This window comes from Actinotalea ferrariae, from assembly GCF_019733465.1.
GTDB lineage: Bacteria > Actinomycetota > Actinomycetes > Actinomycetales > Cellulomonadaceae > Actinotalea > Actinotalea ferrariae_A.
This window is the reverse complement of the sequence record NZ_JACVQL010000076.1, coordinates 1-15,943: the sequence shown is the minus strand read 5'-3', so window position 1 is coordinate 15,943 and position 15,943 is coordinate 1. Positions and strand designations below refer to the sequence as shown.

13 protein-coding genes are annotated in these 15,943 nt (G+C 74.5%); 5 read left to right on the top strand and 8 right to left on the bottom strand.

The genetic code is table 11. The features are described 5' to 3' along the window. The coding region (locus tag ICW40_RS06835) for a hypothetical protein (RefSeq protein ID WP_221653083.1) at window positions 1-463 on the top strand (463 nt) is incomplete at its 5' end. Here ICW40_RS06835 and ICW40_RS06830 read toward each other — a convergent pair. Beyond that, on the bottom strand, window positions 402-1,274 hold the full coding sequence (locus ICW40_RS06830) for a hypothetical protein (RefSeq protein ID WP_221653082.1): 873 nt from the start codon (window positions 1,272-1,274) through the stop codon (window positions 402-404). The two genes, ICW40_RS06835 and ICW40_RS06830, sit on opposite strands and share 62 nt — an antisense overlap. A gap of 110 nt (window positions 1,275-1,384) precedes the next feature. Between ICW40_RS06830 and ICW40_RS06825 the strand changes: the two genes are divergently transcribed. From ICW40_RS06825 to ICW40_RS06815, 3 genes are all read left to right on the top strand, one after another. Then, window positions 1,385-1,534 (top strand): hypothetical protein, encoded by a 150-nt coding sequence (locus ICW40_RS06825; RefSeq protein ID WP_161784090.1) that lies wholly within the window; start codon window positions 1,385-1,387, stop codon window positions 1,532-1,534. 100 nt (window positions 1,535-1,634) lie between these two features. Beyond that, on the top strand, window positions 1,635-3,425 hold the full coding sequence (locus ICW40_RS06820) for an ABC transporter ATP-binding protein (protein WP_221653081.1): 1,791 nt from the start codon (window positions 1,635-1,637) through the stop codon (window positions 3,423-3,425). An 81-nt stretch (window positions 3,426-3,506) separates the two neighbouring features. Beyond that, window positions 3,507-4,685, top strand: a complete 1,179-nt coding sequence (locus ICW40_RS06815) for a polysaccharide pyruvyl transferase family protein (protein ID WP_221653080.1) — start codon at window positions 3,507-3,509, stop codon at window positions 4,683-4,685. Between the two features lie 41 nt (window positions 4,686-4,726). Here ICW40_RS06815 and ICW40_RS06810 read toward each other — a convergent pair whose 3' ends face one another. From ICW40_RS06810 to ICW40_RS06780, 7 genes are all read right to left on the bottom strand, one after another. Continuing rightward, a complete protein-coding gene (locus ICW40_RS06810) occupies window positions 4,727-5,791 on the bottom strand; it encodes a glycosyltransferase (RefSeq protein ID WP_221653079.1) in 1,065 nt (354 codons plus the stop codon). A gap of 8 nt (window positions 5,792-5,799) precedes the next feature. Beyond that, window positions 5,800-7,113 carry a polysaccharide pyruvyl transferase family protein gene (locus tag ICW40_RS06805; protein ID WP_221653078.1) on the bottom strand — a complete coding sequence of 438 codons (1,314 nt, stop codon included), beginning with the start codon at window positions 7,111-7,113 and terminating at the stop codon, window positions 5,800-5,802. Beyond that, entirely contained in the window at window positions 7,110-8,639 is a 1,530-nt protein-coding gene (locus ICW40_RS06800; RefSeq protein ID WP_221653077.1) for a lipopolysaccharide biosynthesis protein, read from the bottom strand. The genes ICW40_RS06805 and ICW40_RS06800 overlap by 4 nt, the downstream gene beginning before the upstream one ends. Before the next feature lie 32 nt (window positions 8,640-8,671). After that, entirely contained in the window at window positions 8,672-9,895 is a 1,224-nt protein-coding gene (locus tag ICW40_RS06795; protein ID WP_221653076.1) for a glycosyltransferase family 4 protein, read from the bottom strand. A gap of 101 nt (window positions 9,896-9,996) precedes the next feature. Then, window positions 9,997-11,181 (bottom strand): glycosyltransferase, encoded by a 1,185-nt coding sequence (locus ICW40_RS21450; RefSeq protein ID WP_221653075.1) that lies wholly within the window; start codon window positions 11,179-11,181, stop codon window positions 9,997-9,999. Between the two features lie 114 nt (window positions 11,182-11,295). Then, window positions 11,296-13,059, bottom strand: coding sequence for a right-handed parallel beta-helix repeat-containing protein (locus ICW40_RS06785; RefSeq protein WP_221653074.1), 1,764 nt, complete (start codon window positions 13,057-13,059; stop codon window positions 11,296-11,298). 171 nt (window positions 13,060-13,230) lie between these two features. Continuing rightward, the gene (locus ICW40_RS06780; protein ID WP_221653073.1) at window positions 13,231-15,186 is read right to left on the bottom strand and encodes a right-handed parallel beta-helix repeat-containing protein; all 1,956 of its coding nucleotides are present in this window, start codon (window positions 15,184-15,186) and stop codon (window positions 13,231-13,233) included. Between the two features lie 360 nt (window positions 15,187-15,546). On the opposite strand from ICW40_RS06780, the gene ICW40_RS06775 reads away from it, so the two are divergent. Further along, a partial coding sequence (locus tag ICW40_RS06775) for a hypothetical protein (RefSeq protein WP_221653072.1) occupies window positions 15,547-15,943 on the top strand: 397 nt, incomplete at its 3' end.

The window sequence follows — 15,943 nt, the reverse complement described above, 5'->3', positions numbered from 1 at the left end:
GGCCGAGCTGCCCGTCCGGCCCGACGCCGCCGTCGTCGCCGGGTGGTGGCGCGCCCGCTACCGCGCGGTCGCGACCGAGAGCCTCGCGCGCGTCGCGCAGGACGGCGGGGCCGCCGCCCTCCACCCCTTCACCGCGCCCACGTTCCTCGCCGCGCTCGCGACCGAGCAGCGCGAGCACCTGCCCCGCTCGCGGGCCGAGGCGCTGCGCGGCCTCGTGGGCGACCTCGTGCCCGACGTCGTCGTGACGCGGCGCTCCAAGGCCGAGTTCGGCGGGGCGTTCTGGGGTCCGGGGGCGCGTGCGGCGGCGGCCGCGTGGGACGGCGGCGGCGTCGACCCGGCGCTCGTGGACCCGGACGCGCTGGCCGCGGCCTGGCGCTCGGAGCGGCCGGACGGGCGGACGTTCACCCTGCTCCAGCACGTGTGGGCGGTGTCGGGCGACCGCCGTGTGAGCCCACCGCGCTGAGGAGCGCGTCCAGGCCCCGGTCCGCCTCGGCCCAGTCCCGCGGGCGCACCCAGCGCAGGACCGGGACGCTCGCCAGGTCCATGACCCGCTCGGGGCGCCGCGGCACGCGGCTCAGCGCGAGGTTCGCCATGAGCAGCCCGAGCCGCTCCGCGGGCCGGACCACCTCGACGCGGTGCGCGTCCCCCCACTCGGGCAGCACCCAGCCCGCGAGCGGTGCGGGTGTGGCGTCGGCCGGCAGCCGGACGCGCCAGCGCTCCCGCGCGCCCACCACGCCGATGCTCGTGCCGAGGCCGAGGCGCTCCGCGGCCGGCCGGCGCAGGTCGAGGCACGCCGGCCCGGGCATGACCTCGCCCGCGTCCACGACGACGACGTCGTCGGCCAGCACCGGCAGCCCGCGCGCGTGGAGCGCGGCGAGGGCCGTGCTCTTGCCGGCCTCCCGCGCGCCGAGCACGCCCCACGCACCGTCTGCCGCGACGAACGCCCCGGCGTGCAGGGCGTCCCGGTCGAGCCAGCGGCTCACGACGGCGGTCGCGAGGCTCAGGAAGGGGTGGAGGAAGGCCTCGGCCGGATGGGTCGCGGTCATGACGAACGTCGCGGTGAGCGTCGCGCGGTCGAGGTGCACGTCGCCGTCCGCACGCTCGAGCCGGTAGGCCGCGCGGTCCTCCTCGACCCGGTCCTCGGTGAGCCGGCGGCGACCGGCGGTGGGACGCACGGTGAGCACGGGCCAGCCCTCGCGCGCGGGGCGCAGCAGGCCGTCGACGTCGTCGAGACCGCGCACGCGCAGGCCGTAGACGCCTCCCCCGTGGTCCACGCGCCTCCCCGTGCCCGGTTCGCCCCCGTTGCCACCCTTACGGGCGGCCACCTACGATCCCACACAGCGGTCGCGGGACGAGCCCGGCACCGCGCGGCAGAGGAGACCACATGGACGCGAGGTACACCTCACCGTCGATCGAGCCGATCGGCTCGCTCCACGGCATGACCCTGGTCACGTACAAGGACGCGACGGGCACGGACGGCATCGTCTTCACGAGCCCCGACGGCGACATCGCCCTCGGTCCCGTCTCGTCCTGAGCATCCCCAGCGGCCGGCCGCGCGGGACAGCGTCCCGCACGGCCGGTCGTGCCACGTCCGGGTGCCCCGCACCCGCGCTCGTCCACCGCCCGGAGGACCCGTGAGCAGGCGCCCGCGCGCAGGCGTGCTCCTCGAGGCGCTCCGGACCACGGCCCGCGCCGACCCCCGCGGCGTGACGCTCGCCGCCACCCTCCAGCTGCTCGGTGCCGCCGCCGGCGTCGCCGTCGTCCTCGCGAGCCGGCTCGCGCTCGGCGCCGTGCTCGACCAGGACGCCTCCGCCGCGGCCCTCGTCCCCGGTCTCGCCCTGCTCGCCGTCGCCACCGCCGTCTCGGGTGCCGCGGGCGCCCTGCAGGGCCAGCAGCAGCGCGTGCTCGGCGAGCGGGTCGCCCAGCGCGTCTGGCGACGCCTGCTCGAGGCGTGCGCGTCGGTCGAGCTCGTCCGGTACGAGTCGACCGCCTTCGTGACCCGCCTCGAGCGCGTCACGTCCAACGCCCTGACCCGGCCGACCGCCGTCGCGACCGGGGCGCTCGGCTCCCTCGGCGGCGTCCTCGGGGTCGTGGCCATGTCCGTGGCGCTCCTCGCCATCGAGCCCGTCCTCGTCCCCCTCCTGCTCCTCGCCGGGCTGCCGGCGGTGCTGGTCGCGCGCCGGGCGAGCCGCGCGGAGTTCGCGTTCGCGACCGAGGCGACGCCCGGCCTGCGCCGCCGCACCTACCTGCGCATGCTCGTGAGCCACCGCGCCTTCGTCACCGAGACCCGCTCCTTCGACGCCGCACCCGAGATCCTCGGCCGCCTCGCGGGCGAGGACGCGGCGCACCTCGCGCGGCTGCGCCGCCAGGTCGGCGTGCGCCAGCGGCTCAACCTCCTCGCAGCGGGCGCCTCGGCGCTCGGGCTCGCGGCCGCGCTCGCGGTGATCGTCTGGCTCGTCGACGTGGGCCGGATCGGCCTCGCCGACGCCGGGGCGGCCGCGGTCGCCGCGCGCCTCCTCGCGGGGCAGCTCAGCGGCGTCGTGCGGTCGCTCACCGGCCTCGTCGAGAGCGCGCCGTTCCTGCGTGACCTCGAGGACTTCCTCGCGACGTGCCCCCCGGCGTCACCGCCGGGCACGCCACGCGAGCTGCGCACGGGCCTCGCGGTGCGCGACGTGACCTTCACCTACGAGAACGCCGGCCGGCCGGCGCTCGACGGCGTGAGCATCGAGGTGCCCGCGGGCGCCGTCGTCGCGCTCGTCGGGGAGAACGGCTCCGGGAAGACCACCCTCGCCAAGATCGTCTCGGGGCTGTTCGCGCCGTCGTCGGGCGCCGTGTCCTGGGACGGCGACGCCCTAGGGATGGCCGAGCTGCGCGCGAGCGTGAGCGTCGTCTTCCAGGACTTCGTGCGGTACCAGATGACCGCGCTCGACAACATCGCGCTGTCCGACACCTCGGCCCCGCCCGACCGGGCGCGCGCCGGCGACGTGGCCGGTCGCGTGGGCCTCGACGAGGCCCTGCGGCGGCTCCCGACGGGGCTCGACACGCCGCTCGGGCGCGAGCTCGCCGAGGGCTCGGACCTGTCGGGCGGGCAGTGGCAGCGGATCGCGCTCGCGCGGGCGCTCTACCGCGACCGCGACCTCGTGGTGCTCGACGAGCCGAGCGCCGCGCTCGACCCGCGCGCCGAGCACGAGCTCTTCGCGGACGTCCGCCGCATGCTCGAGGGCCGGGCGGCGCTGCTCATCTCGCACCGGTGGTCGAGCGTCCGCCTCGCGGACCACATCTACGTGCTCGACGGCGGCCGCGTGATCGAGCACGGGACGCACGAGGACCTCGTCGAGCGCGGGGGCCGGTACGCGGAGCTGTACGCGCTCCAGTCGGCCGCCTACCTCGGACGCCCTCTTGGGCAGACGGGCTCTGATCACTAGAGTCCGGTTCCAACATGTTCGTCCGGTTGCGGACGGACTGGGGCGCAACGGGGCGGCCTGCCGAACCACCGACGGAGGAGCATGGCTACTGCCCAGCCGCGCACGAGCGTGACCAGTCAGCCCTGGAGCGCCCCGACCGCAGTCGCCCGACGGCGCCTCGGCGAGCTCCACAAGGCGACCGGGTACCTGTCGTTCCTCCGTGAGCGCGGCTCGTCGATCGCCTACGTGGGGTGGTCCGGCCACGGCAACCTCGGGGACGAGGCCATGCTCGAGGCCCACCGCCGACTTCTCGCCCCGTGGGGCGTGCGGCAGGTCCCGGACCTCACCGACAACGGACTGCTCCGCGCCGCCGGCCGCGGCGGCGCCTTCGGTGCGGTGTGCCTGGGCGGCGGGACGCTGATCTTCAACGGCCACTTCCGCGAGACGCTGTCGGCCCTCCTCGCGGCTGCGCCGCACGCGCCGCGCACGATGCTCAGTGTCGGCGTCGAGGACCCGACGTACGCCGTCGGCCGCCGTGCCCGCGTGGCCGCCGAGCCGGCGATGTGGGCGCCGATCCTCCGGCAGTTCCCGGTCGTGCGGGTGCGCGGTCCGCGCAGCGCCGAGACCCTGGCGGACCTGGGGATCGAGGCACAGGTGGTCGGCGACCCGGCCCTGGCGCTCCCACTGCCCACCGGCATGGCGGACCCGTACACCGAGCCCGCCGCGGTGGGTGCGCCGGCGGACCGACCCCGCGTCGTGGGCATCAACGTGGGCATCACCGACGACCTGTGGGGCCAGGACGAGGAGGGTCTCCTCACGCAGGTGCGCGACCTGGCTCGGCTCCTGCTCGCGCGCGGCGTCGAGGTGCGGCTCATCAGCACGACGGTCGAGGACGTCGCACCCCTGGAGCGGCTCGCCGCTCAGGTCCCGGGCGTCCTCCCGCCCCCGCCCTGCGAGCTCGACGACGTGATGCGCGCGCTCGCGGCGTGCGACGTGCTGGTCGGCGAGAAGCTGCACGCGCTCGTCCTCGCCGCACGCGTCGGCGTCCCCGGCGTGGCGATGGAGTACCGGCCCAAGTGCCGCGACTTCCAGCAGTCCGTGGGTCGCGAGCGCTACACCGTGCGCACCGACGAGCTCACCGCCGGCGGCCTGCTCGAGCTCGTGGACGAGGTGCTGGGCGACCTGCCGGCGCAGCGCACGGCCGTCACGCAGGCGGCCGCCACCCTGGCGGCGGAGCTGGAGGACGCCGCTCGGGACGCCAGGGCCGCGCTCGGCCGCTGAGCTCACGCCGGCACACGCCCGCGAGACCCGGCGGCTGAGGTTCAGGTCCCCCGCGCGGCGTCGAGGACGCCCGCGAGGCGCTCGGCGTGCCGTTCGGTGCTGAAGGTCCGCTCGACCGCCGCGCGGCCCTGGGCGCCGACGTCGTCGGCCGCGCTCGGGTCCTCGAGCACCGCGAGGCACGCGAGGGCGGCGGCGTCGGCGTCGGCGGGCGGCACGAGGGTCAGGCCGCCTTGGCGCGCATAGTCCGCCATCCCGGGGTTCGCGGTCGCGATGGCGGGCCGCCCGACGGCGAGCGTCTCGAGCACGGCCGTCGCCCCGGACACGTGGCCGTTGGGCCGCGTGAGCGTCATGCCGACGGCCGCGCTGCGCACGGTCGCGCCCAGCGCGGCGTGGTCGAGCGCCGGGACGAGCGTCACGCCCTCGATGCCCGCGACGTCGGCCGGCGCGACGACGCGCGAGACGACCACGAGCCGGCTGGACGGCCGGGCGCGCCGCACCTGCGCGAAGGCACGCAGCACGGTCGCGAAGTCGCGGTGGCGGTCGTTGCCCACGCTCACGACGAGGTCGCGGTCCACCTCGGCCGCGTCGTCGGCCGGGCGGAAGAAGTCGGCGTCGACTCCGAAGGCGATGGGTGCCAGGCGCTCCTCGCGCACGCCGAACCGGTCGCGGAGCACGGGGACCTGCGCCTCGCTGTGGAGGAAGACCCGGGCCGCGCGGCCCAGGCCGGCGCTGACGGCGCGGTGGACGGGCGCGCTGAGCCGACCCTCGGTCACCCAGATGACGTTCGTGACGACCGGCACGCGCGCGGCGTGCCGCAGCGCGAGCGGCACCCCCAGCCGCTCGTCCCAGCTGACGACGAGGTCCGGCGTGTCGGGCAGGCCGCGGCCGATCCAGTCGATGCCGCCGCCGAGCCGCCGGACCGCCCCGCGCGCCCGGTCGAGCGCACCGCCGCGGGAGCCGCTCCAGTCCCGCACCGCGTACCCGTGCCGCTCGAGCCGGTCGAGGCCGTAGGGGTACGCGTCCGGGACGAGCCCGGCCTCGTGGCGCGCGCGCCAGTCGGCCGTGTCGAGCCCGCCGAAGAAGACCGGCTGGAGGTCCACCGCCATGCCGGCGCTCAGCGGTGCGCCGGCTGGGCGGCGGTCGTCGTGAGCCGCGCGCCGAGCGCGTCGCGCACGACGTCGCCCGTCCGGCGCGCCTGCTCGCCCGTCTCCTCGAGCGCGGCGGCGAGCGGCGCCCTGGCGGCCGGGAGCCGCTCGAGGAGGCGGTCCAGGGCGTCGGTCAGGCTCTCCGTGGTCGCGTCCTCGATGGTCACGACGACGTCGCCCATGCCCAGCTGGGCCATGACCTCCTGCGTCTTGAACTCGTAGGCGATCGGGAGCACCGGTGTGCCCGCGTCGAGAGCGAGGATCGCGGCGTGCAGGCGCGTCGCGACAAGCAGGTCGAAGCGGCCGAAGGCGTCGAGCAGACCGTCGGTGTCGTAGTAGCCGCCGTCGACGCGCACGCTCGGTGCCACGTCCTCGGGGAGCCGCGCGACGACGTCCTGGGCGACCACCGAGTCGTCGGTCCAGTACTCCGGCACGCCCTGGCACGTGCTGACGAATGTGACGTCCGCGCCGTGGTCCCGCACGAGGGTCGTCACCAACCCCGCGACGGCGTCACGGAACGCGCGGTCCCGCTGCTCGCGCACCTCCGCCGAGCCGCTGAAGAACACGCGGCAGTCGCGCACGCTCACCCCGATGCGGGCGCCACGCACGGGCACGACTCCCGCGGCCAGGCGGGCGGAGGCCTCAGCCGTGTGCAGAGCGAAGACGATGTCCGGCACGACGCGCACGTGGTCCGTCCGCACGCCGATGTCCCGCAGGAAGCCCAGCGAGCGCTCGTCGCGCAGCAGCACGGCGTCCACGCGGCCCAGGACCCGGCGCAGCGCGCGCACGTTCTGCGGGTCGCGGAACGGACCCATGGACTGCGGGAGGAGGACGACGGGGCGACCCAGCACGAGGGCCAGCTCCACCTCGTAGAGCTTCCCGCGCACGGAGTACTTCTCGATCAGCGACGTGCCGCCCGTGTAGGCCACGAGGTCGGCCGACGCGATCGACGCGAGCTGACGCGCCTCGGCGGCCGAGACGAGGAACCTCCCGAGCCCCCGCCCGTCACGCCACAGCCGCGCTGCGAGGGTCACGCGTTCCTTGTTGACACGCCGCAGGACACGGCGCGGCAGGCTCCCGCCGGCGGGCCGGTGCACCAACGGGTAGGTGCCCGGAAGCACCTCGGCCCCGGGGAACCGACGGCGGGCGACGTCGGGAGAGCTGTCGTGCATGGCGGTCGTCGGCGCGTCCAGCGACGCGTCGAGCGTCACCATCTGGGCGCGCTGGATCGCGGCGTCGCCCCCGTTGGACACCACTGTGCCCAGGTACAGGACTCGGGTCATGCGTCTGCCTCCTTCGTGGTCGGAGCGTCGTCCGGGCGTGCGGCCGGGACGCGCTTCCGGCGTGCGACCCTGCCCAGCAGCTCGCGCAGCGTCCGCCGCTCGAGCAACCACGCGGCCGCCCCGTAGACCACCACGCCTGCGGCGACCTGGAGGGCGAGGGCGACCCATGCCGGCTGGTCGTGCGTGGCGACGACGACGCCCCACACCGCCGCCGCCGTCGCGGCGCCCCCGATGGCCGTCCGCCACAGCGCGCCCAGCACCTTCGCGAGGCGCAGGTCGAGCAGCCGGAGCATCGGCACGAGCGTGACGGCGAGCCCGAGAACGGTGCGGACGACCCACGCCACGGCGACGCCCTGGACGCCCCACCGCACGCCGACCGCGAGGGCCGCGAGGGCCACCACGGCGTTGATGAGGCCGAGCCGGAACTGCAGGCCGGTGCGCCCGAGGGCCTGGTACACGGGTGATGTCGTCGAGTTCACGAGCAGGAACGGGATGCCCGCCGAGAGCACGACGAGCAGGGGCACGACCGGACCCCAGCCCTCGCCGTACAGCACCTCGACCAGCACCGGCGCGGTGAGCGCGAGGCCCACCGCGACGGGCACGCCGACGATCCACGACGCCCGGAGCAGGCGCAACCACGCCGACCGCATGCGCGGCACGTCGTCGGCCATCGCCGACAGGGCGGGGAAGAACACGCCCGCGAGCGAGCGCGTCGTCTGCTGGATGGGCAGCTGCATCAGGTTGCCCGCGCGGTTGTAGTAACCCAGGGCGGACACCGTGACGACGCCGCCGATGATGACCCGGTCGGCGCTGCCGACGCTGTAGCTGAGCAGGTTCGTGCCGGTGATCCCGCGACCGAAGGTCCAGATGTCGCGCGCGTCGGCACGCGACGGGCGCACCCGGGGCACCCAGCGGACCGCCGCCCAGACCTGGATGACCGACACCAACCGCTCGGCCACCGGGCCGAGCACGAGGCTCACGGGGCCCATCCCCGCGGCGGCCGCCGCGATGGACACGGCGAGGCCGGACGTGGTGGTCACGAGGGACATGCGGCTGATCCGACCGAACTCGAACGCGCGCTGAAGCACCGCGACGTGCACGGCGTTGAGGGACAGCACGAACGTGAGGCTCGAGAGCAGCACGAGCCCCACGAGCTGCGGCTCGTCGAAGACCTCGGCGATCGGCACCGCGGACGCGCAGACCACGCCGGCGAGCACGAGACCCACCCCGGCGTTCATCCAGAAGGCCGTGGAGAGGAAGCGCTCGTCGAGACCTCGGCGCTGGATGACCGACGCCGGGATCCCGAGGTCCACGAGGATCGCAGCGAGCCCGGTGACGACCGCAACCAGTGCCGCGAGGCCGTAGTCGGCCGGCGACAGCAGCCGAGCGAGGACGGCCGTCGCCCCGACCTGCAGCAGCTGGAGCGCGAACCTCGTCCCGGCCGTCCAGGCGACCCCGCGACGCACCCGCCCGGCCATGGCACCGTCGACGTCACCCTGGAGGACCCGCGGGAGCCCGGACCTCACGTGAGCAACCGGTGCGACGTCGGCGCCGTTCGTCACCGGCGCGTCCCGGCGCGTGCTTCCACCAACCCCGCCCACAGGTCCTGCAGACGCTCGGCGGACGCGGTGAGCGAGTAGTGGTCGACCTGGCGGCGGCGCGCCGCCTCACCCTTGCGCTGCCGCGCCGACGCGTCCTCGAGCGCCTCCACGAGCGCCTTGGCGAGGCTCTCCGGGTCCTCGCTCGGCACCACCCAGCCCGTCTCGTCGTCGACGTTCTCGGGGATCCCCGCGACCGACGTCGTGACGACGGGACGGGCGCGGACCATCGCCTCGCGGATCGCGACGGGCACGGCGTCGCTGTCCCCGTCGGGGAGCACGCGGCAGGCGAGGGCGAACACGGCGCCGGCGCCGATCCGCTCGAGCGTGTGGGCGTGGTCGAGCGCGCCGGCGAAGGTGACGCGTCCGTCGAGCCCGAGCTCGGACACGAGCCGACGCAGGGAGGCCTCCTCCGGCCCCTCGCCCACGATCTCGAGCCGCGCGTGGGGCACCGCCTCGACGACCGGGCCGAAGGCCCGCAGCAGCACGTCCATGCCCTTCTTGGGCATGAGCCGGCCGACGCTGACCACGAGGGCGGGGTCGCCCGTCGGGGGCACGGGCACGGTCGTGTCGACGCCGCACGGGACGACCCGGACGTGCGCCGGGTCGACACCCAGCGCCTCGAGCCGGCGGACGTTGTACTCGCACACCGTGATCACCCGGTCGAGCAGCGCGACCGATCGCGCGAGCTCCGGACCGGCGAGGTAGATGTCGGCGGCGTGGAGCGTCGCGGTCACGGGCCGGTCGAGGAGTGCGCCGACGTAGACCGCCGCGACGAGGCCCGCCCAGCCGAAGTGGGAGTGGCACACGACGACGTCGCGTGCGGCGAGGCGGCGGGCGACGGTGGGCACACCGCGCAGCGCGAGGCGGGCGCGCGCGAAGCCGGTCCTGCGCAGCGCACGGGCGAGGCGCAGCACCGCACGAGGACGCCTGAGCCACCACAGCCCGTCGCGGAGCGCGCCGAACCGGGTGATGTCTGCCGCGGTCCGGACGGGGCCCGACCACGCCAGGGGGATCCGGTCGCGGTCGGCACGAGTCATCGACGTCACGTCGACGGCACGGCCGGCGGCGCGAAGGGCCGCGATCTCGTCCCGGACGAAGGTCTGCGAGACGACGGGATAGCCCGACAAGACGTACGCGATCGTGCCCTCGGCGAGTCGCCCGTGGTCCGCACCTGCTGGCACATCGTCTCCTGGTCGCGTTCCCGGCGTGACGGGACCGAGCGCCATCGGACGGTTCCTCGTGGGCCGTCCGATCGCCGTCGCCGACGGCCCTGGCCGCCGGTTCAGGTGCTCGACCCGGTCCCGAGCGGCCAGTATGTCGGCGCGGTCGCCGCACGGACAAGTGGGGCGAGTCGGACGTCCCACGAGATGCGGGCGAGGACGTCGCGCCGACCGGCCGCGTCGAGGACGCCCATCTCGACGGCCCGGCGGACCGCGGGTGCCCAGTCCTCGCGGGTCCGGCACAGCAGCACGCGCTCGCCGCCGTCGGCTACCGGCGGCAGGTCGGTCGCGACGACCGGCAGGCCCGCGGCGAGGTACTCGTACATCTTGAGGGGCGACATCGCGCGGGTCATCGGGGTGTCGCGGTGCGGGACGAGCCCGACGACGGCGTGGCTCACGACGTCCACGAGGTCGCGCTGACCGAGCGACCCGGTCAGCGTGACGCCCGGCATGGCCTCGAGCCGCGCCCTCTGCTCGGCGTCCAGGCACGGACCGGCGACCACGATCTCGGGCACGACCGTGAGCACCTCGGCGAACAGGCTGTCGTCGACCCGACCCTCGACCGAGCCCGCGTAGACGGCATAGGGCCTGCGTGCGCGCCACGGCGAGTCGTCGGGGCGCTCCGTGGGTGCCCACAGCTCCGCGTCGACGCCGTTCGGCATGGTCCGCGCCACACCGGGTGCGATGCGCGCCCCGAGCTCGTCGGAGATCGTGAAGATCTCGTCGCACCGCCGGGCGATCCGCTCGTAGGCGACCTCGTACGCGGGCCACCACGGCTTCCGCCGGGGGCCGTTCGCGAAGTCGTCGCGGCCGACGTAGACGCGCCGGGTGATCCACTCGTCGTCGGCGAAGGCCGCCGCGAACGGGCTGTAGGTCACGAGCACGGCGCCATCAGCGCTCGTGAGGCCCGCGGCCGCCCCGACCTGCTGCGCCCAACGACGGTACAGCGGCTCGAGGGACGCGACGTCGAGGGGGTCCGAACGACCCACGCGCCGTGGGCTGACCCGCTCGACCGTGCGCCCCCGCACGCTGAAGGTGCGGTGCGACCGCAGGCTGCGGCGCTTGAGGAGGTCGACGGGCCACGACCGCCACGGGTCCGCCACGACGAGCCGCCCCACGTCCGGGCTCGCTGCGAGAGCGACGACCCCTCGGTCGGGGGGCCTGCAGAACTCCCGGGCGACGATCGTGTCGACCGTCTCGGCCACGAGCCCGAGCACCACCGTCGACGTCACGCTCTGCTCGCTCACGTGACCAGTATGTCCGGATCTCGCCGCGCGGTCCCCTGGCGTCTCGCGGCACGGTCCGTCCCGGCCGGCGAGCACCCAGGTGCTGCGCCGGCCGGGGACGGGCCGGGCGAGGCCTCAGTCCGTCCAGCGCACCACGATCGCGGTCCCGTAGGTGTCCATGACGTTGCCCGGGCCGGGCGCGACGCGCCGCGGGGTCAGCACCGGCCCGTACTGCGAGGCGGTCCCGAACCGGTTGTGGCGGATCACCACGTCCTGCGCGTTGATGGACCCCGACACGTTGAGCGACACGTTGCCGCCGTCGAGGAAGTTGCCCTCGATGAGCACGCCGCGGCTGAGCCTCGTCCCGGTCTCGCTGCCGAGCATGATGGCGGCGTTGCCGTTGTCCCCGGTCTCGGGGTCGCGTGGGTCGAGGGTGTTGTTGCGGATGACGACGTCCTGGGCGGAGATGCCCTGGACCGCGTCGGGGTGCAGGCCGCCGATGCGGCTGAGGTCGTGGATCCAACTGTCCTCGAGGACGATGTCCGAGCCCATCCGCACGCCGTCGTTGACGTGGTGGATGTCGAGTCGGCGCAGCACGACGCGGCTGACGTCGACCCCGATGTCGGTCGTGCCGCCACCGTCGATCTCGACGTCCTCGATCAGCAGGCCAGAGTGCTCGCCGTCCATGACGACCGCACGCTTCTTGGGCGAGTCGGTGCAGCGGATCCGCGACTTCCGGATGGTCACGTCGTCGGCCGCGACGACGACGCAGCCGTCGATGTCGAGGCCCTGCACGACCGCGCCGTCCTGGGTGATCGTGAGGGAGCCGCTGCGCCGCAGGGTCGTGCCGGCGGGCACGCCGGTGTTGCCGTCACCCGGGCGCGCCGCGAGCATCTGGGAGGTCGGGGGCGCCACCACCGGGTCGACCGAGAACGTCTTGGTCGCGGAGCGGACGAAGCCGGACGTGGGGGTCACCCGCATCGTCAACGAGTGCGAGCCCTTCGGCAGGCCCGTCAGGTCGACCGTCACGGCGGCGCGCCAGTGGTCGGGACCTGCCTCGACCGTCGTGTCCGTGGCGACGACGCGGCCGCCGAGGAGCAGCTCGACCTTGCTGGCGGGGGTCGACGACCAGACCTCGAGCGGCAGCGGCCCGCCGGGGACCGTCGTCTTGTGGATCGAAGCGCCGTTCCAGCGGATCTGGTCCGGCTGGGTCGTGAGGGCGACCGGCTGGGCGATGAAGCCCTTGGTCTCGGTACGGACCTGACCGGTCGGGGTCGTGATCCGCAGGGTCGCGGTCACCCAGCCGTTGAGCCCCGTGAGGTCGGCGGTCGCGACGCCTGCCCAGTAGCCCTCGCGCGCCTCGACCGTCGAGTCGGTCGCGACGACGCGACCCCCGACGAGCAGCTCGGTCCGGGCCGCAGCGGTCGACGACCACAGCTCGACCTCGACGGAGCGCGCCGGGACGGTCGCGTTCTGCAACGAGGCACCGTTCCACCGGATCTGGTCCGGCTGCGTCGCGACTCCCTGGGCGACGAACTTCTTGTCGGTGCTCCGCACCACGCCGTCCACCGACGTGATCCGGAGCGTCACCGTCGTCCACCCCTTGAGGCCGGTCAGGTCGGCCGTCGCCTCACCGGCCCAGTAGCCGTCGCGCGCGACGACGGTCGTGTCGCTCGCCACCACACGGGAGCCGACGAGGAGCTCGGTCTTGCGTGCAGGGCTCGACGACCACATCTCCACCTCGACCGGCTTGGCCGGCGCAGTGGCGTTGTGGATCGACGCGCCCGCGTACCGGATCTGGTCGGGTACGGCGGCCGACGCCGTCGTCGGGACGGCGACGAGCGCCGTGGCGGCGACGGCGAGCGCCATGCTCGCCGCCTTCAGGCGGTGACGCGACATGCGGGTTCTCCTCAGGTACGTGATCGGAACGTCACCCGAGGATCGGCCCTACGCAGGCGCCGTTGACCCGATCGGAGTACCCAGACGCTGTGATCTCGCTCACACCAACGGGTGAAATCGGCCGTTTCGACTGGACATGTGGCGGAACGTGCGCTGGGCGGAGCCCTCGATCTACTGGGTGTAGACCACTCGGATCTGCGTTCCCCACGCGTCCACCACGTTGTCCGTGGCCACCGGGATCGTGGCCCGGCTGATGACGGCGCCGTAGCGCGCGTTCATCCCGAAGCGGTTGCCACGGACCACCAGGTTCTCCGCCGTGATGCTCGAGGAGACGTTGATCGTGTAGTTGCCCCCGTCGAGGTAGTTGCCCTCGATCAGCACGTCGCGGCTGATCTTCGTCCCCGTCTCGCTGCCGAGCATGATCGCCGAGTTGGCCAGGTCGCCCGTGTCGGGGTTGCGCGGGTCGAGCGTGTTGTTCCGGATCACGATGTTCGAGGCGGAGATGCCCTGGATCGCATCCGGGTGCAGGCTCCCGATCCGCGTCATGTGGTGGATCCAGCTGTCCTCGATCACGAGGTTCGCACCCATCCGGATGCCGTCGCCGACGTGATGGATGTCGAGGCGGCGCAGGGTCGCGTCGGTCAGGTCGATGCCGATGTCCGTCGTACCGCCGCCGTCGATCTCCGTATCCTCGATGAGCAGGCCCGTGCGCTTGCCGTCCATCACCACCGCGCGCTTGCGCGGCGCCTGCTCGCACCGGATGCGCGTGTTCCGGATCGTCACGTCGTTCGCCGCGACGACCACGCAGCCGGTGATGTCCAGACCGTCGACGACCGCGCCGTCCTGGGTGATCGTCAGCGGGCCGCTCGGGGTGAGCGTCGTGCCGACCGGCACCCCGGTGTTGTCGGGTCCAGGGCGCGCCGCCACGATCTCCGCGGTCAGCGGCACGACGACACGGTCGACGGTGAACGTCTTGGAGGCCGACCGCACACTGCCGTCGGGCGACGTCACACGCATGACCAGGCTGGTCGGACCTTCGGGCAACCCGGACAGGTCGACGGTCGCCGTGCCCAGCCAGTGGTCGACGCGCTGCTCGACCGTGGTGTCCGTCGCGACGACCGAGCCACCCAGGAGCAGCTCGATCATGGTGGCGGGTGTGGAGGACCACACCTCCAGGTCGACGACGGTGCCGACCACACGCTGCTTGTGGATGCTCCCGCCGTTCCAGCGGATCTGGTCGGGCGCGGGCGTGACGGGCGCGACCGGCGGGGAGGGCGTCGCGGGGACCTCCTCCTCCGGGGTCGGCGCAGCGGGCACGACCACCGGCGTCGTGGGGTCGGGCAGGACCGGCGTCGTGGTGCCGGGCAGGGGCGGCGTCGGGTCGCCCGCCCCGAGGTCCGGTGCGATCGGGGCCTGGCCGAGCATGATCGCGGACGGCAGCTCGCCGTCGGCGGGGTCGTCCGACGGTGGGTCCGTCACGGGGGCCGCAGGCTCCTCGACGGGCGCAGGCTCCGTCCCGCCCTCCGGCGGAACCCCGGGCGACGGCTCCGACCCGGTTCCAGGCGCGGGCTCCGACGGCGGAGGCGTGGGCACGACCTCCGGCTCCTGGACGGCGGCGATGGTGAAGTACTTCGTGGTCGAGCGGACCACGCCCGTCAGCGACGTCACGCGCATCGTGACCGAGGCTCCGCCTGCGCGCCCGGTCAGGTCGAGCTCCCCCGTGCCGAGCCAGTGGTCCGACCGCTCGTCGACGGTTGCGTCGGTCATGACGACGCGGCCGTTCATGAGGAGCTCGACCGACCGCGCTGGGGTCGACGACCATGCCTCGACCTCGACCACCCGCGCCGGGACGGTCGCGAGGTGGATGCTCCTGCCGCCCCATCGCACCTGGTCGGGGAGCGGCGCCGTCGAGGCGGTGCTCGTCAAGGCGGAGGTCGTCGAGGTGGTCGCAGTCGACGTGGTCGCCGTCGACGTGGTGGTGGTCGGCGCGGTCGTGGTCGACGCGGTCGTGGTCGACGTCGGCGTCGTCGACGGGATCTCCGTGGACGCGATGGCGGCGACCCCCGACGCAAAGGTCGCGCACAGGGTGAGGGCCGTGGCTGCGGCCAGGGCTCGGCGGCGGTTCATGTCACTTCTTCCAGACCGGGGGGATGATCTGCGTCCCCATCGGCCGCTCACCCCGCGGCAGGAAGTGCCCGTCGGGGTGAAATCACCGGACCCGCTTGTAGGGTCGGGGCGACGCCGTCGTCCTGACCGCCTTCAGCACCGGGTGGCGTCCGTGCCCCGGTACGGTCGACCTCACGTCGCCCGCGACACCATCGGGAGCCGCGCGTGCACCTGCACCACCGCCTGGCCGCTGCCACCCTCGTCGTGCTCGCCTCGCTCCTCGCGGGGTGTCGCGGTGACGCGCCGACGCCGACGCCGGCGCCGGAGTTCGGCACCCCGTCCGCGGTGGAGCCGGGGCGTCCGGGACCGAGGACGACCGGCGTGCCACCCGGTACGGAGCTCACGCCGAGCGGTTCGCTGCGCATCACGGAGGACGGGGCCGTGGTCGAGGGGCTGGACATCGACGGCTGCGTCGTCGTGGCCGCGGACGACGTGACGATCAGGGCGTCGCGGATCCGCTGCACGGACACGCCCGACAACCGGGCCGTGGTGCGTGACGGCGACCACTCCGGCCTGCTGATCGAGGACGTCGAGATCGACGGTGGCGGCACGACCGACATCGGGGTCGACGTCAGCCGCGTCGTGCTGCGCCGACTCGACATCCACCACGTCAACGACGGCGTGCGGATGGGCTCGGACATCGTCCTCGAGGACAGCTGGATCCACGACCTCAGCCGCATCGACGACCTGCACCCCGACGCGGTCCAGGGCATCTCCG